This window comes from Cellulomonas sp. JH27-2 (genome assembly GCF_014837175.1).
Lineage (GTDB): Bacteria > Actinomycetota > Actinomycetes > Actinomycetales > Cellulomonadaceae > Cellulomonas.
In genome coordinates this window covers 635,315-658,821 of the sequence record NZ_JACYFR010000002.1, presented here as the reverse complement: position 1 = coordinate 658,821, position 23,507 = coordinate 635,315, and the positions used below count along the sequence as shown (strand labels likewise).

General features: G+C 71.4%; 20 protein-coding genes. 14 read left to right on the top strand and 6 right to left on the bottom strand.

Annotated elements, in window-relative coordinates; genetic code table 11:
• The first annotated feature begins 74 nt into the window (after positions 1–74).
• From rpsA to IC607_RS07995, 5 genes are all read left to right on the top strand, one after another.
• Entirely contained in the window at positions 75–1,562 is a 1,488-nt protein-coding gene (gene rpsA, locus IC607_RS08015) for a 30S ribosomal protein S1 (RefSeq protein ID WP_191786793.1), read from the top strand.
• A 94-nt stretch (positions 1,563–1,656) separates the two neighbouring features.
• On the top strand, positions 1,657–2,286 hold the full coding sequence (gene coaE, locus IC607_RS08010; RefSeq protein WP_191786791.1) for a dephospho-CoA kinase: 630 nt from the start codon (positions 1,657–1,659) through the stop codon (positions 2,284–2,286).
• Between the two features lie 153 nt (positions 2,287–2,439).
• Positions 2,440–2,847, top strand: a complete 408-nt coding sequence (locus IC607_RS08005; RefSeq protein WP_191786789.1) for a hypothetical protein — start codon at positions 2,440–2,442, stop codon at positions 2,845–2,847.
• A gap of 58 nt (positions 2,848–2,905) precedes the next feature.
• On the top strand, positions 2,906–5,011 hold the full coding sequence (gene uvrB / locus IC607_RS08000) for an excinuclease ABC subunit UvrB (protein ID WP_191786787.1): 2,106 nt from the start codon (positions 2,906–2,908) through the stop codon (positions 5,009–5,011).
• Positions 5,012–5,215: 204 nt separating this feature from the next.
• Positions 5,216–6,232, top strand: coding sequence for a TerC family protein (locus tag IC607_RS07995; RefSeq protein ID WP_191786785.1), 1,017 nt, complete (start codon positions 5,216–5,218; stop codon positions 6,230–6,232).
• Between the two features lie 6 nt (positions 6,233–6,238).
• Here IC607_RS07995 and IC607_RS07990 read toward each other — a convergent pair whose 3' ends face one another.
• Positions 6,239–6,529 carry a YciI family protein gene (locus IC607_RS07990; protein WP_191786783.1) on the bottom strand — a complete coding sequence of 97 codons (291 nt, stop codon included), beginning with the start codon at positions 6,527–6,529 and terminating at the stop codon, positions 6,239–6,241.
• A 38-nt stretch (positions 6,530–6,567) separates the two neighbouring features.
• Between IC607_RS07990 and IC607_RS07985 the strand changes: the two genes are divergently transcribed.
• Positions 6,568–7,386: an aldo/keto reductase gene (locus IC607_RS07985; protein WP_191786781.1), complete on the top strand. Its 819-nt coding sequence runs from the start codon at positions 6,568–6,570 to the stop codon at positions 7,384–7,386.
• 1 nt (position 7,387) lies between these two features.
• The gene (locus IC607_RS07980) at positions 7,388–8,545 is read left to right on the top strand and encodes an acyl-CoA dehydrogenase family protein (RefSeq protein WP_191786779.1); all 1,158 of its coding nucleotides are present in this window, start codon (positions 7,388–7,390) and stop codon (positions 8,543–8,545) included.
• Here the strand turns inward: IC607_RS07980 and IC607_RS07975 are convergent, their stop codons facing one another.
• Both IC607_RS07975 and IC607_RS07970 read right to left on the bottom strand, forming a co-directional pair.
• Entirely contained in the window at positions 8,546–9,220 is a 675-nt protein-coding gene (locus IC607_RS07975; RefSeq protein WP_191786777.1) for an MBL fold metallo-hydrolase, read from the bottom strand. It lies immediately after the preceding gene.
• The gene (locus IC607_RS07970; RefSeq protein ID WP_191786775.1) at positions 9,217–11,025 is read right to left on the bottom strand and encodes a glycoside hydrolase family 15 protein; all 1,809 of its coding nucleotides are present in this window, start codon (positions 11,023–11,025) and stop codon (positions 9,217–9,219) included. Before IC607_RS07970 ends, IC607_RS07975 begins: the two co-directional genes overlap by 4 nt.
• A gap of 123 nt (positions 11,026–11,148) precedes the next feature.
• Here IC607_RS07970 and uvrA point away from each other — a divergent pair, with 123 nt between their 5' ends.
• A complete protein-coding gene (gene uvrA / locus IC607_RS07965; RefSeq protein WP_191786773.1) occupies positions 11,149–14,010 on the top strand; it encodes an excinuclease ABC subunit UvrA in 2,862 nt (953 codons plus the stop codon).
• A gap of 17 nt (positions 14,011–14,027) precedes the next feature.
• On the top strand, positions 14,028–14,624 hold the full coding sequence (locus tag IC607_RS07960) for a hypothetical protein (RefSeq protein WP_191786771.1): 597 nt from the start codon (positions 14,028–14,030) through the stop codon (positions 14,622–14,624).
• On the opposite strand, the gene IC607_RS07955 is transcribed toward IC607_RS07960, so the two are convergent.
• The 3 genes from IC607_RS07955 to IC607_RS07945 are packed head-to-tail and all read right to left on the bottom strand — an operon-like array spanning position 14,587 to position 17,092.
• Positions 14,587–15,168 (bottom strand): OsmC family protein, encoded by a 582-nt coding sequence (locus IC607_RS07955; protein WP_191786769.1) that lies wholly within the window; start codon positions 15,166–15,168, stop codon positions 14,587–14,589. The two genes, IC607_RS07960 and IC607_RS07955, sit on opposite strands and share 38 nt — an antisense overlap.
• On the bottom strand, positions 15,168–16,493 hold the full coding sequence (locus tag IC607_RS07950) for an MFS transporter (RefSeq protein ID WP_191786767.1): 1,326 nt from the start codon (positions 16,491–16,493) through the stop codon (positions 15,168–15,170). Before IC607_RS07950 ends, IC607_RS07955 begins: the two co-directional genes overlap by 1 nt.
• Entirely contained in the window at positions 16,490–17,092 is a 603-nt protein-coding gene (locus tag IC607_RS07945) for a winged helix-turn-helix domain-containing protein (protein ID WP_191786765.1), read from the bottom strand. Before IC607_RS07945 ends, IC607_RS07950 begins: the two co-directional genes overlap by 4 nt.
• A gap of 102 nt (positions 17,093–17,194) precedes the next feature.
• Here IC607_RS07945 and uvrC point away from each other — a divergent pair, with 102 nt between their 5' ends.
• The 5 genes from uvrC (at position 17,195) to gap (ending at position 23,433) form a co-directional block, all read left to right on the top strand.
• Positions 17,195–19,222: an excinuclease ABC subunit UvrC gene (gene uvrC / locus IC607_RS07940; RefSeq protein ID WP_191786763.1), complete on the top strand. Its 2,028-nt coding sequence runs from the start codon at positions 17,195–17,197 to the stop codon at positions 19,220–19,222.
• Entirely contained in the window at positions 19,219–20,163 is a 945-nt protein-coding gene (gene rapZ, locus IC607_RS07935; protein WP_191786761.1) for an RNase adapter RapZ, read from the top strand. The genes uvrC and rapZ overlap by 4 nt, the downstream gene beginning before the upstream one ends.
• Entirely contained in the window at positions 20,160–21,155 is a 996-nt protein-coding gene (gene yvcK, locus IC607_RS07930; protein WP_370526078.1) for a uridine diphosphate-N-acetylglucosamine-binding protein YvcK, read from the top strand. Before rapZ ends, yvcK begins: the two co-directional genes overlap by 4 nt.
• Positions 21,156–21,195: 40 nt before the next feature.
• Positions 21,196–22,176 carry a DNA-binding protein WhiA gene (gene whiA, locus IC607_RS07925; RefSeq protein ID WP_191786757.1) on the top strand — a complete coding sequence of 327 codons (981 nt, stop codon included), beginning with the start codon at positions 21,196–21,198 and terminating at the stop codon, positions 22,174–22,176.
• A gap of 252 nt (positions 22,177–22,428) precedes the next feature.
• The gene (gene gap / locus IC607_RS07920) at positions 22,429–23,433 is read left to right on the top strand and encodes a type I glyceraldehyde-3-phosphate dehydrogenase (RefSeq protein ID WP_191786755.1); all 1,005 of its coding nucleotides are present in this window, start codon (positions 22,429–22,431) and stop codon (positions 23,431–23,433) included.
• Positions 23,434–23,507: the final 74 nt, after the last annotated feature.

Genomic DNA, 23,507 nt, shown 5'->3' with positions numbered 1-23,507 from the left:
GATTCCTTCGAATCTGACGTCGGCCCGTCAACCTGTCCGTACAACTTCCTGTCCGCAACGGAGCCCATCCCTACATGAGCATCACCACCCCCGCGAAGCCCGCCTCCCCGCAGGTCGCGATCAACGACATCGGCTCGGCCGAGGACTTCCTCGCCGCGATCGACGCCACCATCAAGTACTTCAACGATGGCGACATCGTCGAGGGCACCATCGTCAAGGTCGACCGTGACGAGGTCCTGCTCGACATCGGTTACAAGACCGAGGGCGTCATCCCCTCCCGTGAGCTGTCCATCAAGCACGACGTGGACCCCGGTGAGGTCGTCAAGGTCGGCGACGCTGTCGAGGCCCTGGTCCTCCAGAAGGAGGACAAGGAAGGCCGCCTGATCCTGTCCAAGAAGCGCGCCCAGTACGAGCGCGCCTGGGGCACGATCGAGAAGGTCAAGGAGGAGGACGGCGTCGTCACCGGCACCGTCATCGAGGTCGTCAAGGGTGGCCTCATCCTCGACATCGGCCTGCGCGGCTTCCTGCCCGCCTCGCTGGTGGAGATGCGTCGCGTCCGCGACCTCCAGCCGTACGTCGGCAAGGAGATCGAGGCGAAGATCATCGAGCTCGACAAGAACCGCAACAACGTGGTCCTGTCGCGCCGGGCGTGGCTCGAGCAGACGCAGTCGGAGGTCCGCTCGACCTTCCTGCAGACGCTGCAGAAGGGCCAGGTTCGCCCCGGTGTCGTGTCCTCGATCGTCAACTTCGGTGCGTTCGTCGACCTGGGTGGCGTGGACGGGCTCGTGCACGTCTCCGAGCTGTCCTGGAAGCACATCGACCACCCGTCCGAGGTCGTCGAGGTGGGCCAGGAGGTCACCGTCGAGGTTCTCGACGTCGACTTCGACCGCGAGCGCGTCTCCCTGTCGCTGAAGGCGACGCAGGAGGACCCGTGGCAGGCCTTCGCCCGCACGCACGCCATCGGCCAGGTCGTCCCCGGCAAGGTCACCAAGCTCGTCCCGTTCGGTGCGTTCGTGCGCGTCGAGGACGGCATCGAGGGCCTCGTCCACATCTCGGAGCTGGCCGTGCGCCACGTCGAGATCCCGGAGCAGGTCGTCCAGGTCAACGACGACGTCTTCGTCAAGGTCATCGACATCGACCTGGAGCGTCGTCGCATCTCGCTGTCGCTGAAGCAGGCGAACGAGGGCTTCGACCCCGCGTCCGAGGACTTCGACCCCGCGCTGTACGGCATGGCGGCGGAGTACGACGAGGCCGGCAACTACAAGTACCCCGAGGGCTTCGACCCGACCACGAACGAGTGGCTCGAGGGCTTCGAGAGCCAGCGCGAGACGTGGGAGGCCCAGTACGCGGCCGCGCACGAGCGCTGGGAGGCGCACCGCAAGCAGGTCGCCGCTGCCGCCAAGGCCGACGCCGAGGCCGCGACGAGCGGTGCCGAGGGCGGTTCGTCCTCCAGCAGCGCCGCCGCTCCGACGAGCTACTCGTCGGCGACCGAGGAGGCCGCCGGCACGCTGGCGTCCGACGAGGCGCTCGCCGCTCTGCGCGAGAAGCTCACGGGCAACTGAGCCTGGTAGCTGTCTGAGTCACCGACTCACCCATGGCGGGCCGGTCACCTTCGGGTGACCGGCCCGTCTTGCGTGTGTCGGGCAGGATGGGACGATGCAGCGGATCGGGTTGACGGGCGGTATCGCGGCGGGCAAGTCGGTGGCGGCTCGGCGGTTCGCGGAGCTCGGTGCGGTCCTGATCGACTCGGACGTGCTGGCACGCGAGGCGGTCGCTCCGGGTTCCGCGGGCCTCGACGCGGTGGTCGACGAGTTCGGAGCGGGGGTCCTGACGGCCGAGGGACAGCTGGACCGGGCCGCGCTCGCGACGGTCGTCTTCTCCGACCCGAACCGGCGTCGCGCTCTGGACGCCATCGTCCACCCCGTGGTGCGGCGCCTGTCGGCCGAGCGCGAGGCTGCCGCCGCCGCGCGCGACGCCGGCGCCGTCGTCGTCCATGACATCCCGCTTCTCGTCGAGACAGGTCAGGCCGGAGCGTTCCACGTCCTCGTCGTCGTGCACGCCCCCGCGCTGCTGCGCGTCGAACGCCTGGTCCGCCTGCGCGGACTCTCGCAGGACGAGGCCGAGGCCCGGGTTCGCGCGCAAGCGTCCGACGCCGAGAGGCTCGCGGTGGCCGACGTCGTCCTGGACGGCTCGGCGAGCGACGCCGACCTGCGTGCGCAGGTGGACGGGCTGTGGGACCGGCTCGCGAGCGAGCGGTCGCAGGAGGCTCAGGCCGACCTCTCCTAGCGCGGTGCGCCCGGAGCGCGGCTGCGCCGACCGGGGGACCCTTACCCGGAGGATCCGGACCGCTCGTGGATGGCGGCGACAAGCGTGGGTTACTGTGCGCATCGTCACAGCGGACGGCACCCTCGGCGGTTCGCGTGGGTGAAGGAGATGTCCATGTCCAAGCCGGCGCAGTCCCGCGCGTCACTGTCCCTCGGGACATCGCTGTCCGTCGGTCGGATCTCCGAGCTGGCCGCCAAGGCAGCGCCTTCGGTCGACGACTCGAACGGACGTGTCCGGGTCGAGGCACGCACGCAGAACCTCGTCACGCTCACCGTCGTCGACCACATCGAGGGCGCCGAGCTCATGCGGTTCACGGTGTCGATCGACCGTGCGTCGGGGCGGACGAGCTCGCGCACCCAGATCACACGGTTCACGACGAAGTCCGGGGTGAGCGCCCTGATGCCCGAGTCCAAGCGCAAGCTCGTCGCGTTCTCGGCGTACGAGGCCTACCTCGACTGGTTCGTCTCCGGCGTCGTGGCCGAGGACCCGCAGGCGATCGTCACGCTGGTCAGCGGCGAGTAGGCCTGTTCCCGCCGGCACCGTCGCGGCGCGTGTCGGTGGTGCGACGTACGGTGAGGACATGCGTCCTGTCACCGACCTGCAGCGAACCGTCGCCCCGTTCGAGGTCGTCTCCGAGTACACGCCGTCGGGTGACCAGCCCACGGCGATCGCCGACCTGACCAAGCGGCTCAACGCGGGCGAGAAGGACGTCGTGCTGCTCGGCGCGACGGGCACCGGCAAGTCCGCGACCACGGCGTGGCTGATCGAGCAGGTCCAGCGCCCGACCCTGGTGATGGCGCCCAACAAGACGCTCGCGGCCCAGCTGGCGACCGAGTTCCGCGAGCTCCTGCCCAACAACGCGGTCGAGTACTTCGTCTCGTACTACGACTACTACCAGCCCGAGGCGTACATCGCTCAGACGGACACCTACATCGAGAAGGACTCGTCGATCAACGACGAGGTGGAGCGGCTGCGGCACTCGGCGACCAGCTCGCTGCTGACCCGGCGCGACGTCGTCGTGGTCGCGTCGGTGTCCTGCATCTACGGCCTGGGCACTCCGCAGGAGTACGTGGACCGGATGGTGACGCTGAGCGTCGGCGAGCAGATGGACCGTGACCAGCTCCTGCGCCGGTTCGTCGCGATGCAGTACACGCGCAACGACCTGGCGTTCACGCGAGGCACGTTCCGCGTGCGTGGCGACACCGTCGAGATCATCCCGATGTACGAGGAGCTGGCGATCCGCATCGAGTTCTTCGGTGACGAGATCGAGGCCATCGCGACGCTGCACCCGCTGACGGGCGACGTGATCCGGTCCGAGCAGCAGATGCACATCTTCCCGGCCACGCACTACGTCGCGGGCCCGGAGCGGATGGAACGCGCGATCGGCGGCATCGAGGCCGAGCTCGAGCAGCGGCTGGCCGAGCTCGAGCGGCAGAACAAGCTGCTCGAGGCCCAGCGCCTACGCATGCGGACCACGTACGACATCGAGATGATGCGCCAGATCGGGTCGTGCTCGGGCATCGAGAACTACTCGCGCCACATCGACGGTCGGTCTGCCGGCAGCGCCCCCAACACGCTCATCGACTACTTCCCCGAGGACTTCCTGCTGGTCATCGACGAGTCGCACGTGACGGTCCCGCAGATCGGGGCCATGTTCGAGGGGGACATGTCGCGCAAGCGGGCGCTGGTGGACCACGGCTTCCGCCTGCCGAGCGCGACCGACAACCGCCCGTTGCGGTGGGAGGAGTTCGTCGAGCGCATCGGTCAGACGGTCTACCTGTCGGCCACGCCGGGCGACTACGAGCTGTCGATGGCCGACGGGGTCGTCGAGCAGATCATCCGGCCGACCGGCCTCGTCGACCCCGAGGTGGTCATCAAGCCCACCAAGGGGCAGATCGACGACCTGCTCGGCGAGATCAACGACCGGGTCGAGAAGGACGAGCGCGTGCTCGTCACGACGCTGACCAAGAAGATGGCCGAGGACCTGACGGACTACTTCCTGGAGAAGGGCGTGCGGGTCCGCTACCTGCACTCCGAGGTGGACACGCTGCGCCGCGTCGAGCTGCTGCGCGAGCTGCGCATGGGCGAGTACGACGTGCTGGTCGGCATCAACCTGCTGCGCGAGGGCCTCGACCTGCCCGAGGTGTCGTTGGTCGCGATCCTCGACGCCGACAAGGAGGGCTTCCTGCGTTCCGGCAAGTCGCTGATCCAGACGATCGGTCGAGCGGCCCGCAACGTCTCGGGCCAGGTCCACATGTACGCCGACAAGATCACGCCCGCCATGGCGCTGGCGATCGAGGAGACGGACCGGCGCCGCGAGAAGCAGATCGCGTACAACCGCGAGAACGGCATCGACCCGCAGCCGCTGCGCAAGAAGATCGGCGACATCACCGACCTGCTGGCGCGCGAGGATGCCGACACCGCCGAGCTCCTGGGCGGCGCGGGTCGTCAGGCGAGCCGCGGCAAGGCGCCGGTGCCGGGCTTCGGTTCCAAGGGGGCGCCGCGGGACGAGCGCACCCGCCTGACGGGCGCGGCCGCGAGCGACCTCGCCGGCCTGATCCAGGACCTGACCGACCAGATGCATGCTGCGGCGGGAGAGCTGCAGTTCGAGCTCGCCGCACGGCTGCGCGACGAGATCTCGGGGATGAAGAAGGAGCTGCGCCAGATGCAGGCGGCCACCGCCTGACGATGGCGTGCGGTCGCGTCGCGCTTCGCGAGCGATCACCTGTTAGGCTCGCCCCACGTTGAAGGGGAGTACCCCACAAGCGAGCGTTTCCGTCAGCACGGCCTCCGATGACGCAGGCCCGGATCGTTCGGCCGGTGACCTGGTCACCCGGTGGGGGAGACCTTCGGTACCGAAGCACGTCTCGATACCGGAGGTTCACGCATCATGGATATCCCCACCTGGGTCTGGCTCGCCACGGCCGTCGGCGTCGTCGGCCTGATCTTCTTCGACTTCTTCGCCCACGTCCGCACCCCGCACGCGCCGACGTTCTCGGAGTCGGCGAAGTGGTCGGTCTTCTACATCGCGCTCGCGCTCGTGTTCGGCGTCCTCGTCGGCGTCGTGTGGGGGTGGGGCAGCGGCACCGAGTACTTCGCGGGGTACGTCACCGAGAAGTCGCTGTCCGTCGACAACCTCTTCGTCTTCCTCATCATCATGACGAAGTTCGCGGTGCCCCGGGAGTTCCAGCAGAAGGTGCTCCTGGTCGGCGTCGCGATCGCGCTGGTGCTGCGCACGATCTTCATCCTGCTGGGCGCCGCGGCGATCGAGCAGTTCTCGTGGGTGTTCTACCTGTTCGGCGCCTTCCTGGTCTACACGGCGATCAAGCTGGTCCGTGAGCACGGCGACGACGAGCCCGACGAGAAGACGGGCAACGGGTTCGCGGTCCGCACGCTCAAGCGGTTCGTCCCCACGACGGACGAGTACCACGGGGACAAGCTCACGACGAAGATCGACGGCAAGCGGTTCCTGACCCCGATGCTCGTCGTCATGGTTGCGATCGGCTCGACCGACATCCTGTTCGCGCTCGACTCGATCCCCGCGATCTACGGCCTGACGACCGAGCCGTACATCGTGTTCACGGCCAACGCCTTCGCGCTGCTCGGCCTGCGGCAGCTCTACTTCCTCATCGGCGGCCTGCTCGAGCGGCTCGTCTACCTGTCCCAGGGGCTGTCGGTGATCCTCGCGTTCATCGGCATCAAGCTGGTCCTGCACGCGCTGCACGTCAACGAGCTGCCGTTCATCAACGGGGGTGAGCACGTGGAGTGGGCACCGGAGATCCCGATCTGGCTCTCGCTCACGGTCATCCTGGGCACGCTGGCGATCGCGACGGTCGCGAGCCTGATCAAGACGCGCCGCGACGCGGCGCTCGTCGAGGGCCCGCCGGAGCCGGCGCGGGAGGCATGATCCCGATCAGGTCCGAGCCCAAGGACCGATGACCACGTCCCAGGCGCGCACCTCGGTGCGGGCCACCAGCCCCTCGCGGGCGAACGGGTCGGCGGCGAGGAGAGCGCCCAGCGCGTCCTCGTCGTCGGCCCGGAACACGAGCAGGGCGCCGGGCGCGTCGTCGTCGGCGAACGGACCGGAACCCAGGACCGCGCCGTGCCCGGCGAGACCCGTCAGGTAGTCGCGGTGCTCGGGGCGCACGACGTCGCGGACGTCGGCGCGCTCGTCGTAGGTGTAACGGACGGCATAGGTCGGCATGGAGGCATCCTGCCCCACGGCGGTGGCACAGTGGGGAGGTGACCATCCCGACGATCCCCTTCCACGACGGCGCGGCCATCCCCGCGCTCGGTCTCGGTGTCTACAAGGTCGACGACGCGGCGGCCGGCCCGGCGGTGTCGTCGGCGCTCGAGGCGGGGTACCGCCTGATCGACACCGCGACGCTGTACGGCAACGAGCGTGGCGTCGGCCGCGCCGTCGCGGACAGCGGTCTGCCGCGGGACGACGTGTTCGTGACGACGAAGGTCTGGAACGACGCCCACGGGCACGACGCCACGCGGCGCGCGTTCGCGGACTCCGTGGACCGGCTCGGCCTCGCGCCGGACCTGTACCTCATCCACTGGCCGTGCCCGGCGCGAGACCTGTACGCCGAGACGTGGCGGACGCTGCTGGAGCTGCGCGACGAGGGGCGCGTGCGCTCGGTCGGCGTCTCCAACTTCCAGCCGGACCACCTGGAGGCCGTCATCGCCGACTCCGGCCAGGCTCCGGTGCTCAACCAGGTGGAGCTGCACCCGTACCTCCAGCAGCGCGAGCTGCGGGCGTTCCACGCCGAGCACGGCATCGTGACGCAGGCGTGGTCGCCGCTGGGGCGCGGCGCCGTGCTGGCGGACCCGACGATCGGCGAGATCGCCGCTGCCCACGCCGTGAGCCCCGCGCAGGTGGTGCTGCGCTGGCACCTGGACCTGGGCGTCGCGGTGATCCCGAAGTCGGTGACCCCCGAGCGCATCCGCGCCAACCTCGACGTCTTCGGCTTCGCACTGACGGACGACGACCACGACCGCATCGCCGCCCTCGACCGCGGGCAGCGGTCCGGCTCGCACCCCGACGAGGTGAACTGACATGCCGCGCACCCTGCGCACGCTGCTGACCGACGACCTGCTGGCGCGCATCCACGACCGGGCACCCACCCACGACCGGCAGAACACGTTCCCCGAGCAGGACCTGGCCGAGCTGGCGGAGGCCGGCTACCTGCGTGCCTTCGTCCCGGAGGACCTGGGCGGCGCCGGCCTGACGCTCGAGGAGGTGGCGCGCGAACAGGTCCGCCTGGCGGCCGCCGCCCCCGCGACGGCCCTCGCGATCAACATGCACCTCGTGGTCACCGGACTGGCGGCGCAGCTCGTCGGCCGGGGCGACGACTCGGTGGCATTCATCCTGCGTGAGGCCGCAGCGGGCGAGGTGTTCGCGTTCGGCAACTCCGAGGCGGGCAACGACCTGGTGATGTTCGGCTCGCGCACGCGCGCCGAGCGGCAGGACGACGGCGGGTACCGGTTCTTCGGCACAAAGATCTTCACGTCGCTGTCACCGGTGTGGACACGCCTCGCCACGTTCGGGCTCGACGAGGGGCACACCGACGGTCCGCGCCTCGTGCACGCGGTGGTCGGGCGGGAAGGGACGACGACGAAGGACGACTGGGACACGCTCGGCATGCGCGGCACCCAGTCGGCCTCGACCGTCCTGGACGGCGCGAGCGCGCGGCCCGAGCACGTCTACCGGGCGCTCCCGCCCGGCCCCAGCGCGGACCCGTTCGTCTTCGCGCTGTTCTCCGTCTTCGAGATCCTGCTCGGCGCGGTGTACACCGGCATCGGTCGGCGCGCGCTCGAGCTGGGCGCCGAGGCGACCCGGCGCCGGCGCTCGTTCAAGTACGACGGCCGCACCTACGACCAGGACCCGGACATCCGCTGGAAGGTCGCGGACGCCGCGCTCGCCCAGGACGGGGCCGAGCTCCAGGTCTTCGCCCTCGCGAGGGACGTCGACGAGCGGGCCCCGCACGGGTCCCGCTGGTTCGCGCAGCTCGTCGGGCTCAAGATCCGGGCCACGGAGAGTGCGCGCGAGGTCGTCGACCTCGCGCTGCGTGTCTCCGGCGGCGGCGGGTATTCGTCGGGCAGCGAGCTGATCAGGCTCTACCGTGACGTGCTGGCGGGCATCTACCACCCGTCGGACGACGAGTCCGCCCACGCGACCGTCGCGACCTCGGTCCTGGGTCCGCTCGCCGAGTAGCTACCAGCCCCGTTCGCGCCAGGAGTCCAGCGACGGGCGCTCGGCGCCGAGGGTCGTCGGGGCGCCGTGGCCCGGGTGGACGACGGTGTCGTCGGGCAGGGCGTGGAAGAGGCGCTCGACGACATCCGTGAAGAGCGACGTGAAGCGCTCGGGATCGCCGCCGGTGTTGCCCACGCCGCCCGGGAAGAGCGAGTCGCCCGAGAACACGTGCGCGCGGCCGGCGACCGCGTCGGGCTCGCTCACGTGTGCCGGTTCGCGGTAGACGAGCGCGATCGAGCCGGGCGTGTGGCCGCGCAGCGCGACGACCTCCAGGGTGACGTGCCCGACCGTCACGACGTCGCCGTGGACCAGGCGCGTCGTGACCGGCACGTCGGTGGACTCGCTCACCGCGTCGGCGTCGTCCGCCCCCACTGCCACGGCCGCCCCCGTGACGGCCACGACCGAGCGCAGGGCGCCGATGTGGTCCGCGTGGCGGTGGGTCGTGACGACGACGTCGAGCTGGGCGGAGCCGGAACCCTCGCGCACCAGCGCGAGCAGGGCGTCGGGATCGTCGGCGGCGTCGATCAGCAGCTGGGACCCGTCGTGCCGGCACGTGAGCAGGTAGGCGTTGTTCTTCATCGGCCCGACGACGAGCGTGCGGATCTCGACCTCGTCGAGCACCAGCGTCTCGCTCATGCTCGTGCGACCCGGCGGGCGTGGTCGTGGCTGTGCACCGCGCGCACGAGCGCGAGGTGGGAGAGCGCCTGCGGCATGTTGCCCGCCATCCGTCGTCCCTTCGGGTCGTACTGCTCGGCGAGCAGGCCTACGTCGTTCGTGAGTGCGAGCAGGATCTCGAGCACCTCCTCGGCGCCCTCGATGTCGCCCGTGCGCGCCAGCGCGTCGGCCAACCAGAACGAGCAGGCGAGGAACGCGTGCTCGTCGCCGGGAACACCGTCGTCGGTGGTCTCCGTGGGGTAGCGGCGCAGGAGGCCCGGGGCGATCTCGAGGTCGGCGCGGATGCGGGCGATCGTGGCCTGCAGCCGCGGGTCGTCGGGCGGCAGGAACCCGACCATCGGCATCGCCAGCAGGGCCGCGTCCACGCACGTCGCACCGTAGGACTGCACGAACGTGCCCCGCTCGTCGTCCCAGGCGTGCGCCAGCACGTCCGCGTGGACGGCGTCGCGCTCACGCCGCCAGTCGTCGACCGGGCCGTCCAGGCCGTGACGCTCGACGGCCTGGACCGCGCGGTCCAGCGCGGCCCACGCCATGACCTTCGAGTGGGTGAAGTGCTGCGGGTCGCCGCGCACCTCCCAGATCCCGCGGTCGGGCTCACGCCAGTGCGTGACCAGGTCGTTCACCAGGTGGCGCTGCAGGCTCCAGGAGTCGGGTGTGTCCTCCAGGCCGCGGTCGCGGGCGAGAGCGAGCGCGCACATCACCTCGCCCAGCACGTCGTTCTGCACCTGGCCGACCGCGGCGTTGCCGATCCGGACGGGGGTCGAACCCGCGTAGCCCGGCAGGTGGCCCAGCTCGCGCTCCGGGAGGTCGCGGCCGCCGTCTACGCGGTACATGATCTGCAGGTCGGCGGGGTCCCCGGCCACCGCGCGCAGCAGCCAGTCGCGCCACTCGGTCGCCTCGTCGCGGTACCCATGCTCCAGCAGGGCCTCGAGGGTCATGGCCGCGTCGCGCAGCCAGCAGTAGCGGTAGTCCCAGTTGCGGGAGCCGCCGAAGTCCTCGGGCAGCGACGTGGTCGGCGCGGCGACGATGCCACCCGTCTCGGAGTCGGTGAGCAGGCGCAGCACCAGCAGGGAGCGGACGACGTGCTCGCGGTAGGAGCCCTGGTAGTCGCTCGACCGCGCCCACAGGCCCCACTCGATCCGGGTCGTGTCGATCCGGTCCGGGATGGTCAGCCGCGGGGGGACGGGGGACCAGGAGGGGATCCAGGTCAGGGCGAGCTCGACGGACTCGCCTGCCCCCAGGGTGAAGGTGTCCTCGTGGTGATGGTCCGTCGGCGTCGGCAGCCGGTCGCCGCGCAGCAGCAGGGCGTCGGGTCCGGCGATCGCCCGCAGTGCGACGACCCCGTCGTCGTCCGTGACGTGGTTGACCCACGGCTCGATGTCGCCGTAGCCGAAGCGGACGGTCCACTCGTGGCGGACGTCCACGCGGCCCTCGGTGCACTCGATGCGCCGGACCAGGTCGGCGCGCCCGTCGCCGAGCGGCATCGTCTCGCGCACCACGGCGGTGCCCGTGGCGGAGCGGTAGGTCGTCTCGAGCACGAACGAGTCGTCCAGGTACTCGCGGCTCACGTCCTCGGCGTCGGGCACCGTGAGCAGCCAGCGGCCGTGCTCGGGGGTGCCGAGGAGCGCGGCGAAGCACGCCGCGGAGTCGAAGCCGGGCAGGCAGAGCCAGTCGACGGAGCCGCGCAGCGAGACGAGAGCGGCGGTGCGGCCGTCTCCGAGGACGGCGTAGTCGGCGATGGGGGTCGGCGCGGGTGCTGTCGTCATGGGACCCTCAGCATCGCGTGCCTGCGCCGGCGGGGCACGTCGGGTGGTCGGGACGGCTCGCTGTGACCGAACAGTCGTCGAACAGCTGTGCGAGCGTCGGTGGTGGACCGTAGACTCGCACGCGTGAATGACCGTCTGGTGGTGCAGGGCGCCCGCGAGCACAATCTCCGCAACGTCGACCTCGATCTCCCGCGCGACAAGCTCATCGTGTTCACGGGCCTGTCCGGGTCCGGGAAGTCGTCGCTGGCGTTCGACACGATCTTCGCCGAGGGGCAGCGGCGTTACGTCGAGTCGTTGTCCGCGTACGCGCGCCAGTTCCTGGGCCAGATGGATAAGCCCGACGTCGACTTCATCGAGGGGCTGTCGCCCGCGGTGTCGATCGACCAGAAGTCGACCAACCGCAACCCGCGCTCGACGGTCGGCACCATCACCGAGGTCTACGACTACCTGCGCCTGCTCTTCGCGCGGGCCGGCACCCAGTACTGCCCGGTGTGCGGCGAGCGGGTCACAGCCCAGACGCCGCAGCAGATCGTCGACAAGCTGCTGGAGCTCCCCGAGGGAACGCGCTACCAGGTGCTCGCGCCCGTGGTCCGCGGCCGCAAGGGCGAGTACGCCGACCTGTTCACCGAGCTGCAGGCCAAGGGCTTCTCCCGGGCGCGCGTGGACACCGAGGTCGTCCAGCTGACCTCCCCGCCCACGCTCGAGAAGAAGCTCAAGCACGACATCGAGGTGGTCGTGGACCGCCTCGTCTCGCGCGAGGGCGTGCAGCGGCGCCTGACGGACTCGGTCGAGACCGCGCTCAACCTCGCGGGCGGGCTGCTCGTCGTGGAGCTCGTCGATGCGGACGTCGACGACCCCGAGCGCGAGCGACGGTTCTCCGAGCACCGCGCCTGCCCCAACGACCACGTGCTCACGCTCGACGAGATCGAGCCTCGCACCTTTTCCTTCAACGCCCCGTACGGCGCCTGCCCCGAGTGCACAGGAATCGGCTCGCGCCTCGAGGTGGACCCGGAGCTCGTCATCCCGGACGAGGAGCTCTCGCTCGAGGACGGCGCGGTGGCGCCCTGGTCACAGACCTCCAGCGAGTACTTCCAGCGCGTGCTGACGGCGCTGGCGCAGGAGATGGGCTTCTCGATGACGCAGCCGTGGCGGGCACTGCCGCAGCGCGCGCGGGACGCGGTGCTGCACGGGCAGAACCACGAGGTCAAGGTCCGCTACCGCAACCGGTGGGGGCGCGAGAGGCAGTACTCGACCGGGTTCGAGGGCGTCATCACCTTCCTCGAGCGTCGGCACAACGAGACCGACTCCGAGTGGAGCAAGGAGAAGTACGAGGCCTACATGCGCGAGGTCCCGTGCCCGGTCTGCGACGGCGCGCGCCTCAAGCCCGAGGTCCTCGCGGTGCGGGTCGGGGGCAGGTCGATCGCGGAGGTGTGCGCGCTGCCCATCCGGGAGGCGCGCGACTTTCTGGACGGCCTGGAGCTGGGGGAGCGGGAGCGAGCGATCGCCGCCCAGGTCCTCAAGGAGATCCAGGCACGGCTCGGCTTCCTGCTCGACGTCGGCCTCGACTACCTCTCGCTGACGCGCCCGGCCGGGACGCTCTCGGGCGGCGAGGCGCAGCGCATCCGCCTGGCCACCCAGATCGGCTCGGGCCTCGTCGGGGTGCTGTACGTGCTCGACGAGCCGTCGATCGGCCTGCACCAGCGTGACAACCGGCGCCTCATCGACACGTTGACCCGCCTGCGGGACCTCGGCAACACGCTCATCGTCGTCGAGCACGACGAGGACACGATCCGCACCGCGGACTGGATCGTCGACATCGGCCCGGGGGCCGGGGAGCACGGTGGCCGGGTGGTCCACTCCGGCGACCTGCCGGGACTGCTGTCGTCGGCCGAGTCGGTCACGGGTGCGTACTTGTCGGGCCGTCGCGCCATCCCGATGCCGGCGCAGCGACGCCCGGTCGACAAGAAGCGCCAGCTCGCGGTGATCGGTGCGCGTGAGCACAACCTGACGGGGATCGACGTGTCGTTCCCGCTCGGCACGCTGACCGCGGTCACGGGCGTGTCCGGCTCGGGCAAGTCGACGCTCGTGAACTCCATCCTGTACACCGTACTCGCCAACGAGCTCAACGGTGCGCGCCAGGTCGCGGGCCGGCACAAGCGCGTCACCGGGCTCGAGCACCTCGACAAGGTGGTGCACGTCGACCAGGGACCGATCGGCCGCACGCCGCGTTCCAACCCGGCCACGTACACCGGCGTCTGGGACCACGTCCGTCGGCTGTTCGCCGAGACCACGGAGGCGAAGGTCCGCGGCTACACGCCCGGCCGGTTCTCGTTCAACGTCAAGGGCGGGCGCTGCGAGGCGTGCTCCGGTGACGGGACGCTGAAGATCGAGATGAACTTCCTCCCGGACGTGTACGTCCCCTGCGAGGTCTGCCACGGCGCCCGGTACAACCGCGAGACGCTCGAGGTCCACTTCAAGGGCAAGACGGTGGCCGACGTCCTGGCGATGCCGATCGAGGAGGCGGCGGAGTTCTTCGCCGCGGTCCCGGCCATCAGCCGTCACCTCAAGACGCTCACCGACGTCGGACTCGGCTACGTGCGGCTGGGTCAGCCCGCCCCGACCCTGTCGGGCGGTGAGGCGCAGCGCGTCAAGCTCGCCGCCGAGCTGCAGCGCCGGTCGACGGGCCGCACCATCTACGTCCTCGACGAACCCACGACGGGCCTGCACTTCGAGGACATCCGCAAGCTGCTGGGGGTGCTGCAGTCGCTGGTCGACAAGGGCAACTCGGTGATCGTCATCGAGCACAACCTCGACGTCATCAAGAACGCGGACTGGGTGATCGACATGGGTCCCGAGGGCGGCTCGGGAGGTGGCCTCGTCGTCGCCGAGGGCACCCCGGAGCACGTCGCCGCGGTGCCGGGCAGCCACACGGGCCGGTTCCTGGCCGAGGTGCTCGAGGCCGAGACGGAAAGGGTGTCGGCCTGAGAAGCGACAACCTCCGCGTGCTGCGCGAGGACGACCCCGACGTCGCGATCCTGCTCGCGCAGGGATGGACCACGGTCGCCGAGTCGTGGGGCGCCCGGCTCGCGGTCGGGCAGGACGTGGCCGGCCTCGAGCAGGTCGCGGACGCGGTGGCGTCGTGCGGGTGGCGCACGGTCCAGCTCGACGCTGGCGACGCTCGTCGGATCGTCGACCTCGACGCCGCGTGCGCGGAGGACTACCCGTGGACGCCCGCGTCCCCGCACGAGGTACCCGACGTCGACGAGCTCGCCGCGCGCCTCGAGTCCGGGTGGTGGGCGTTCGGCGCGGTGCGGGTCGACGACCGCCGGCAGCTGGACTGCGTCTCGGTGCTCGGCCCGCGCGACGACCGGGTGGAGACCGAGTTCACCGTGACCCGGGCCTCGGTCCGGGGCCGCGGCCTGGCGACCGCCGTCAAGGCGCGCTCCATCCTGGTCCTGAGGCAGCGCGGCTACCGGGACTTCGGCACCGGCGGCACGGCGGCGAACGAGGCCTCGCTGCGGGCCAACCTGCGCCTGGGGTATGTCCTGGAACCGCGCTGGCTCAGCCTGCGTGCGCCGCAGGGGCCGGGCGCTCCGTAGCGGCCGTCACATTGCCGGTTGCCGTGCGAGCCGGGGTGCCAGACGCGGTGCCGGCCACGTGCACCGGCGCCGGCTCGTGCCGCACGGTGAAGTTGACCGACCGGGCGATGAAGCAGTGCTCGTGCGCGGCGCGATGGAGTCCGGCGAGCAGCTCGTCGTCGACCGGCGTGCCGTCGGCGAGCGCCGCGTCACGGACGGTGACGCGTGGGTGCAGCACGACCTCGGTGAAGCGGCCGTGCCCGGCTGCCTCGATCCGCATGGTCCCGGACGCGGAGTCGCTGTACCCGGTCACGACGACCCCGGCGGTCGCGGCCAGGTGCAGGAACCAGAGCATGTGGCACTGCGACAGGGATCCGACGAGCAGGTCCTCGGGCGACCAGCGATCGGGATCGCCGCGGAACCCGGGGTCGGACGTGCCCGCCAGCACCGGCTTGGCGCCGGCGGAGAGCTCGTGGTCACGACCGTAGGACGTGTAGGTGCTGGTCCCGGCGCTGCCCGCGCCCGTCCAGGTGAGGTCGACCGAGTACGAGTGCAGCAGCGCCATCACCCCACGGTAGCGGCGTGCGCCCGTTCGGCACGTTCGACTCTCCAGGCCGGCAGGTACAGCGGTGCCGCGGACGCCAGCACGATGGCGGCGACCAGGCACGCGAGGCCCACGGAGGTACGGTCGGCGAGCCACGTCAGCAGGATGGTCCCGACGATGCTGCCGGGCTGGCCGACCATCGAGTTCACCGACAGCACGGTGGCCCGGCGTTCTCCCGTGACGCGTCCGTGGAGCAACGTGAGGTGTGCCGGGTTCGAGGCGCCGTGCACGGCGTAGCACGCCAGGTAGGCGGTCAACGCGCCGACGACCCCGGTCGCGAAGCCGATGCCGACGATCGTCGCGCCCTGCACCAGCCGCAGCGCCATCGCGGTGCGGGCCACGCCCCAGCGGGTGCCGCAGCGGGGGACGACGGCGGCACCGCCGGCGGAGGCGAGCCACGCGCACGCAGCGGCTGGCCCGCTGATCGCCGCTGCGGCGGCCGGGTCTCCGAGGAGGTCACTGAGGCGGATGGGCGTGAGCTGCTCGAACGCGACCATCCCGAATCCCCAGAGCAGCTCGACGAGCACGATGCAGCGCAGCACGCGGTCGGCGCGCACCAGCCCGATGCCGTCGCGGACAGCACCGGGCGCGCCGGTGACCCCGCGCCACGCACCCGCCAGCCCCCCGTGCGGCGCGTGGTCGACCATCAGGGTGCCGATCGCGACGAGCGAGACGACCTGCAGCACCAGGGCGCAGGCGACCGGCACGGCCATCGGTTCCAGGTGCCCGTGCGGCGCCCACGCGATGACGGCGCCGCTGACGAGCGAACCGGTCCCGATGGCGATCCCCAGCACGACGCCCTGGGCGGACAGCGACCGTTCGAGACGGGCGCGGGGATCGGCCGCCAGCGCGGCGTCGACGAACCACGCCTCGAGCGGTCCGCTGTCCAGGGCGCGGAACACGCCTTGCAGCGCCCACGCCACCGCGTACCAGACCAGCGAGTGCGACGTCAGGATCAGCGAGGTCGAGGCGAGCCCGAAGACCCCCGCGAGCAGCAGCAACCGCCGGCGGCCGACCGTGTCGGCGAGCGCGCCGGTGGGCAGCTCGAGCAGGAGCACGACGACGCCCTGCATCGCCATGGCGAGGCCGACCTGGCTCAGGGACAGCCCGCGGGAGACGGGCAGCAGCACGGTGACGGGGATGGTCAGCCCGACCGGGAACCAGCGCAGGGCGGTGAGCACCAGGAAGCGCCGCCGGGCGGTGACCAGGTCGAGTGCCGCAGGTCCGTGCGCCGCGCGGGCACCGGTCCCGGGCTCCACCGGTTCGGGCGACTCGGGTCCGGTCATGACGGCTCCGGGAGGCCACCGGTGCGGTCGAGCTCGTCGGCCACCTCCGGGAATGCGTTGAGCACGACGAAGACTCGTCGCGCCTCGGCCCCGGTCGACGGCTCCGCCTCGCGGTAGCGCGCGACGACCGCCGAGAGGTCGGCCATGAGCGCGGTCGTCGTCGCGGCGTCGAGCGTGAGGACCTCGTCGGAGCTGCCGGCCGCGTCCTGCCACTCGATCGGCTCGTCGAGGCTGTGCGCGTACCAGGCGGCGGCTCGGCACTCGACGTCGTGCTGGTAGGACTGCTGCAGCCACGTGAGCGCGGCGCGGGCGTCGGGGGAGTCCTCGACGTCGCTCGGGTAGAACGAGTGCGCGCGCGTCGCGGCCTGCCACCACCGCTCGCGACCACGCCCGGCGTGGTCCGCCGCCGCCACGACGAGGCCGACCTCGGCGAGCCGGCGCAGGTGATAGCTCGTGGCGCCGGTGTTCGTCCCGAGCCGCCCCGCCAGCGCGGTGGCGGTGGCCGGGCCGTCCAGGCGCAGGGCAGTGAGCAGCCGGGTCCGCAGCGGGTGGGCCAGCACGGTGACGGCGTGCGCGTCGAGCCGCAGGGTGTCATCCATGCCTCGATGGAAGCATGCACAAAAACGATGCACAAGTTCTGTGCAACACCGCCGGCGGCGGCGCGGCCCGACCTGTCGGTGCCGCGACGTAGGCTCGAGCGCATGCCAGACCCCGCCACGTACCGGCCTGCGCCGGGGGAGATCCCGGACTCGCCCGGGGTGTACCGGTTCCGCGACGAGCACGGCCGCGTCATCTACGTCGGCAAGGCCAAGAGCCTGCGCCAGCGGCTGAGCAGCTACTTCCAGGACCCCGCCAACCTGCACCCGCGCACGTTCCAGATGGTCACGACGGCGGCCGCCGTCGAGTGGACCGTCGTGCCGACCGAGGTGGCTGCGCTCGCGCTCGAGTACTCGTGGATCAAGGAGTTCGACCCGCGGTTCAACGTCAAGTACCGCGACGACAAGTCGTACCCCTACCTCGCGGTGACGATGGCCGACCAGTTCCCCCGCGTCCAGGTCATGCGCGGCGCCAAGCGCAAGGGCACCCGGTACTTCGGCCCGTACGCCCACGCGTGGGCGATCCGGGAGACCGTCGACCTCCTGCTGCGCGTGTTCCCGGTACGGACGTGCTCGTCGGGCGTCTTCAAGCGGGCGGCGCAGCAGGGCCGGCCGTGCCTGCTCGGCTACATCGACAAGTGCTCGGCGCCCTGCGTGGGGCGGATCTCGCCCGACGACCACCACGCGCTGGCCCAGGACTTCTGCGACTTCATGGCCGGGGACGCGGCCAGGTTCACGCGTCGGCTCACGGCCCGCATGAAGGAGGCCGCCGCCGAGCTCGACTACGAGCGGGCGGCACGCCTGCGCGACGACATCGCCACGCTCGAGCGGGCCACCGAGCGCAACGCCGTGGTTCTCGCGGACGGGACCGACGCCGACATCTTCGCGCTGGCCGGCGACGAGCTCGAGGCCGCGGTGCAGGTCTTCCACGTCCGCGACGGACGCATCCGTGGCCAGCGCGGCTGGGTGGTGGAGAAGGTCGAGGACCTCGACGACGCCGAGCTCGTCGAGCACCTTCTCCAGCAGGTGTACGGCGCCGACGGTGACGCTGGGGCGAACGTCCCGCGCGAGGTGCTGGTGCCCGTGCTGCCGCCGGACGTCGACCAGGTCCAGGACTGGCTCTCGGGCCTGCGCGGCTCGCGGGTGCAGGTGCGGGTCCCGCAGCGCGGCGACAAGCGCGAGCTCGCAGCGACCGTGCTGAAGAACGCCGAGCACGCGCTCGTCCTGCACCGCACGCGACGAGCGGGCGACCTCACGACGCGGAGCCAGGCGCTCCAGGAGATCCAGGAGGCCCTCGACCTGCCGTCGGCCCCGCTGCGGATCGAGTGCTACGACGTGTCCCACAACCAGGGCACGTACCAGTCGGCGTCGATGGTGGTGTTCGAGGACGGGCTGGCCCGCAAGAGCGAGTACCGCTCGTTCATCATCCGCGGCCCGGAGGGGCAGGGGGCTCGCGACGACACGGCCGCGATGCACGAGGTGATCACGCGGCGGTTCCGGCGCTACCTCAGCGACCGGGCGGACGCGCGCGACCTCGAGCTGGGCGCGGACGACCTGGACGACGACGGACGGCCGCGGTCCGGCCCGATCGACGAGCGCACGGGCAAGCCGACACGTTTCGCCTACCCGCCCAACCTCGTCGTCGTCGACGGCGGCCCGCCGCAGGTGGCGGCCGCGGCCGCCGCACTGGCCGAGCTCGGCATCGACGACGTCGCGCTGTGCGGCCTGGCCAAGCGGCTCGAGGAGGTCTGGGTCCCCGGCGACGACTACCCCGTGATCCTGCAGCGCAGCTCGGAGGGTCTCTACCTCCTGCAGCGCGTCCGCGACGAGGCGCACCGGTTCGCGATCACCGCGCACCGCAAGCGGCGCAGCAAGGGCATGACGGCGTCGGTCCTCGACGACGTCCCCGGCCTTGGTCCCGCACGGCAGGCGGCGCTGCTGCGCCACTTCGGGTCCGTCAAGCGGCTCAAGGCCGCGTCGGTCGAGGAGATCGCGACGGTGCCGGGCATGGGGGAGCGGACCGCGGCCGCCGTGGTCGCCGCGTTGACGGGCAACCCGGAGGGCACGCAGGCGGCGGACTCGCCCGAGGCAGGAGCCGACGAGCCGTCGTCGGCTGGCATGCTGGGCGCATGACCGACGAACCGTCGCCGATGACCGTCCCGCGCGGCATCCCGGCCCTGGACGCCGTCACCGAGCCGCCTCGCGTCCACGCGCCGCAGGTGCTGATCATCACGGGCATGTCCGGTGCGGGCCGGTCGCGCGCGGCCGCGGTGCTCGAGGACCTCGACTGGTACGTCGTCGACAACCTGCCCGCCCAGATGCTCACGCACCTCGTCGGCATGCTCACCACCGGCCCGCACGACACGCGCGCGCAGCGGGTCGCGGCCGTGATCGACGTCCGCGGCGGCGGGTTCTTCCGCGATCTCGCCCAGGTGCTCGGCGGGATGCGCGAGGCCGGCATCGAGTACCGGATCCTGTTCCTCGACGCGTCCGACGAGGTCCTGGTCCGGCGCTTCGAGCAGGTCCGGCGCCCGCACCCTCTGCAGGCGGACGGGCGGATCCTGGACGGCATCGCCCGGGAGCGCGCCGTGCTGGCCGACATCCGCGAGCAGGCCGACACGGTGATCGACACGTCCGAACTCAACGTCCACGACCTGGCGCGGGAGGTGCGGGCGACCGTCTCGGGCGAGAACGAGGACGAGCTGCGGATCACGGTCGTCTCGTTCGGGTTCAAGTACGGCATCCCCCTCGACGCCGACCACGTCGTGGACATGCGCTTCCTGGCCAACCCGTACTGGATCACGGAGCTGCGGCACCTGACCGGCCGGGACGCGCCGGTGCGCGACTACGTCCTGGGCCTGCCGGGGGCGAAGACCTTCATCGACCGGTACGTCGACGCCCTCGAACCCGTGCTGGCCGGGTACCTCAACGAGGAGAAGCGTTACGTCACCATCGCCGTCGGGTGCACCGGCGGCAAGCACCGGTCGGTGGCGACGAGCGAGGCGATCGGCGCGCGGCTGCGTGCCAGGGGGCACCGCGTCACGGTGGCCGCCCGCGACCTCGGCAAGGAATGATGGCGCTCCCCGTCCCGTCGGGCGCCCGTGCCGGCGCGGGGCCCGCCGTGGTCGCGCTGGGTGGTGGGCACGGTCTCTCGGCGAGCCTCAGCGCCCTGCGTCTGCTCACGGACAAGATCACCGCGGTGGTGACGGTGGCCGACGACGGCGGCTCGTCGGGCCGCCTGCGCGACGAGCTCGACGTCCTGCCGCCGGGGGACCTGCGGATGGCGTTGTCCGCGCTGTGCGACGACACCGACTGGGGTCGGACCTGGCGCGACGTGCTGCAGCACCGGTTCCGTTCGTCGGGCGACCTGGACCAGCACGCCGTCGGCAACCTGCTGATCGTCGCGCTCTGGGAGCTCCTGGACGACCCCGTGGCCGGTCTGGACTGGGTGGGGCGCCTGCTGGGTGCGCGTGGCCGGGTGCTCCCGATGGCCGCGGTCCCGTTGTCGATCGAGGCGACGGTCGCCGCGCCCGGTGGTGGCACGACGGTGGTGCGCGGGCAGACGTCGGTCGCGGGGACGACGGCACACATCGAGCAGCTGCGGCTCGTCCCGCCCGAACCGCCGGCGTGCCCCGAGGCCGTCGCGGCGGTCGACGCGGCGGACTGGGTGGTCCTGGGCCCGGGCTCCTGGTACACCTCCGTCGTCCCGCACCTGCTGGTCCCGGAGCTGCGGGCGGCGCTGCTGCGGACGTCCGCGCGGATCGTCGTGACCCTGAACCTCGAGCCGGAGGAGGACGGGGAGACCGCCGGCATGCACGCGGAGGACTACCTCGAGGTGCTGCACGCGCACGCTCCGGACCTGCCCGTGCACGCCGTCGTCGCCGATCCCCGCGCGGTGGAGGACATCGACCTGCTCGCGCGTCGGTGCGACCACGGCGGCGCCCGCCTGCTGCTGCGGCAGGTCGGCCGGAGCGACGGCAGCGCCGAGCACGACCCGTTGCGTCTTGCCGCGGCCTACCGCGACGTGGTCGAGGGAACCCTGGGGGACGTCGCTCGACGGCGGTGAGCGTCCCCGCGGGGTCGGCCGTGATGGCAGGATGACGCCCATGGCGTTGACGGCACAGGTCAAGGACGAGCTGGCACGGCTCAAGGTCGACAAGACCTCCACCCGCAAGGCCGAGGTCTCGGCGACCCTGCGGTTCGCGGGCGGCCTGCACATCATCTCGGGGCGCATCGTGATCGAGGCGGAGCTCGACACGGCGATCGCGGCCCGTCGTCTGCGGCAGGCGATCTTCGAGGTGTACGGGCACGAGAGCGAGATCATCGTCGTGGCCGGGGGCGGGCTGCGGCGCAGCTCGCACTACGTGGTCCGCGTCGTCAAGGACGGCGAGTCGCTGGCGCGCCAGACGGGTCTGCTCGACAACCGCGGTCGGCCCGTGCGCGGCCTCCCCCCGCAGGTGGTCGCGGGTGGGGTCAGCGAGGCCGAGGCCGCGTGGCGCGGCGCGTTCCTGGCGCACGGCTCGCTCACCGAGCCCGGCAGGTCGTCCGCGCTCGAGGTCACGTGCCCCGGGCCGGAGGCGGCGCTCGCGCTCGTCGGCGCCGCGCGCCGCATGGGGATCCCGACGAAGGCACGCGAGGTGCGCGGCGTCGACCGGGTCGTCATCCGCGACGGCGACGCGATCAGCGCGATGCTCACGCGCCTGGGTGCGCACGACACGACGCTGGTGTGGGAGGAGCGGCGTGTGCGCCGCGAGGTCCGCGGGACGGCGAACCGGCTCGCCAACTTCGACGACGCCAACCTGCGCCGGTCCGCGCGAGCCGCCGTCGCCGCGGGTGCGCGCGTCGAGCGTGCCTTCGAGATCCTGGCCGAGGACCTGCCCGAGCACCTGCGCGAGGCCGGTGAGCTGCGGCTCGCGCACAAGGAGGCGTCGCTCGAGGAGCTCGGCAAGCTCGCCGACCCGCCGCTGACCAAGGACGCGGTGGCCGGGCGCATCCGGCGGCTGCTGGCGACCGCCGACAAGCGTGCCGCCGAGCTCGGCATCCCCGACACCGAGGCCGGCCTGAGCCCGGACCTGCTTGACCTCTGACCGGGGCGCGACCCGCGCTCACCAGGCACACCGCCGTCCCAGCACGTGGACGCCTGGGCCCTGCGGGACCTTCGGGTCGAGGTGGCCCACGTCACGGGTATAGGGTTTGTGTCATCCGATCGTCACACGAGCGTCACGTGCTGGGCATGCCCGTCGCGCGACGTTGGGTGGCGCTCCGGACGCACACCGGCGTGCGAGTACCCACCACCAATTGTGTGCGCCGACCCTCGTCGGCGCTGCCGAGGAGGGCAAGTGACCATCAAGGTCGGCATCAACGGCTTCGGCCGCATCGGGCGCAACTTCTACCGTGCCATCGTGGCCTCGGGCGCTGACATCGAGATCGTCGGAGTCAACGACCTGACGGACAACGCGACGCTGGCGCACCTGCTCAAGTACGACACGGTCCTGGGCCGTTTCCCGCTGAGCGTGAGCCACGACGACGAGAACATCATCGTCGACGGCAAGAAGATCCGTGCCCTCGCCGAGCGCAACCCCGCTGACCTGCCCTGGGCGGAGCTCGGCGCGGACATCGTCATCGAGTCGACCGGCTTCTTCACGGACGCCACCAAGGCGAAGGCGCACATCGACGCCGGTGCCAAGAAGGTCATCATCTCGGCGCCCGCCAAGAACGAGGACGGCACGTTCGTCGTCGGCGTGAACCACGAGACCTACGACGCGGCGACGCAGCACATCATCTCGAACGCGTCCTGCACGACGAACTGCCTGGCCCCCGTCGCCAAGGCCCTCAACGACGCCATCGGCATCGAGAAGGGCCTGATGACGACGATCCACGCGTACACGGGTGACCAGAACCTGCAGGACGGCCCTCACAAGGACCTCCGCCGTGCCCGCGCCGCCGCGCAGAACATCGTCCCGACCTCGACCGGCGCCGCCAAGGCCGTCGCGCTCGTGCTCCCGGAGCTCAAGGGCAAGCTCGACGGCTTCGCGCTCCGCGTGCCGACGATCACCGGCTCGGCCACCGACCTGACCTTCACCGCCTCGCGCGAGGTCACGGTCGAGGAGGTCAACGCCGCGGTCAAGGCTGCCTCGGAGGGCCCGCTCAAGGGCATCCTCGAGTACGTCGAGGACGAGATCGTCTCGAGCGACATCGTCACCAACCCGCACCAGAGCATCTTCGACTCGAAGCTCACCAAGGTGAGCGGCGACCTGGTCAAGATCATCGCCTGGTACGACAACGAGTGGGGCTACTCCAACAGCCTCGTCGCCCTCACCTCGTACGTGGGCGAGCGTCTCTGACGCACCGCTGATCAGCACGGATATGCGTCCGCGTGCGCCCCGGCCACCGGCCCCGGCGCACGCGGACGCTGTCG

Bases quoted from the DNA above. Each gene is read 5' to 3' on its own strand.
- IC607_RS08005 (WP_191786789.1), top strand. From the start codon at position 2,440: ATGTCCAAGCCGGCGCAGTCCCGCGCGTCACTGTCCCTCGGGACATCG.
- rapZ (WP_191786761.1), top strand. From the start codon at position 19,219: ATGACCGACGAACCGTCGCCGATGACCGTCCCGCGCGGCATCCCGGCC.
- IC607_RS07945 (WP_191786765.1), bottom strand. From the start codon at position 17,092: ATGGATGACACCCTGCGGCTCGACGCGCACGCCGTCACCGTGCTGGCC.
- whiA (WP_191786757.1), top strand. From the start codon at position 21,196: ATGGCGTTGACGGCACAGGTCAAGGACGAGCTGGCACGGCTCAAGGTC.
- coaE (WP_191786791.1), top strand. From the start codon at position 1,657: ATGCAGCGGATCGGGTTGACGGGCGGTATCGCGGCGGGCAAGTCGGTG.
- uvrC (WP_191786763.1), top strand. From the start codon at position 17,195: ATGCCAGACCCCGCCACGTACCGGCCTGCGCCGGGGGAGATCCCGGAC.
- IC607_RS07990 (WP_191786783.1), bottom strand. From the start codon at position 6,529: ATGCCGACCTATGCCGTCCGTTACACCTACGACGAGCGCGCCGACGTC.
- IC607_RS07975 (WP_191786777.1), bottom strand. From the start codon at position 9,220: ATGAGCGAGACGCTGGTGCTCGACGAGGTCGAGATCCGCACGCTCGTC.
- rpsA (WP_191786793.1), top strand. From the start codon at position 75: ATGAGCATCACCACCCCCGCGAAGCCCGCCTCCCCGCAGGTCGCGATC.
- IC607_RS07995 (WP_191786785.1), top strand. From the start codon at position 5,216: ATGGATATCCCCACCTGGGTCTGGCTCGCCACGGCCGTCGGCGTCGTC.
- uvrB (WP_191786787.1), top strand. From the start codon at position 2,906: ATGCGTCCTGTCACCGACCTGCAGCGAACCGTCGCCCCGTTCGAGGTC.
- yvcK (WP_370526078.1), top strand. From the start codon at position 20,160: ATGATGGCGCTCCCCGTCCCGTCGGGCGCCCGTGCCGGCGCGGGGCCC.
- IC607_RS07980 (WP_191786779.1), top strand. From the start codon at position 7,388: ATGCCGCGCACCCTGCGCACGCTGCTGACCGACGACCTGCTGGCGCGC.
- IC607_RS07950 (WP_191786767.1), bottom strand. From the start codon at position 16,493: ATGACCGGACCCGAGTCGCCCGAACCGGTGGAGCCCGGGACCGGTGCC.
- IC607_RS07955 (WP_191786769.1), bottom strand. From the start codon at position 15,168: ATGGCGCTGCTGCACTCGTACTCGGTCGACCTCACCTGGACGGGCGCG.
- IC607_RS07970 (WP_191786775.1), bottom strand. From the start codon at position 11,025: ATGACGACAGCACCCGCGCCGACCCCCATCGCCGACTACGCCGTCCTC.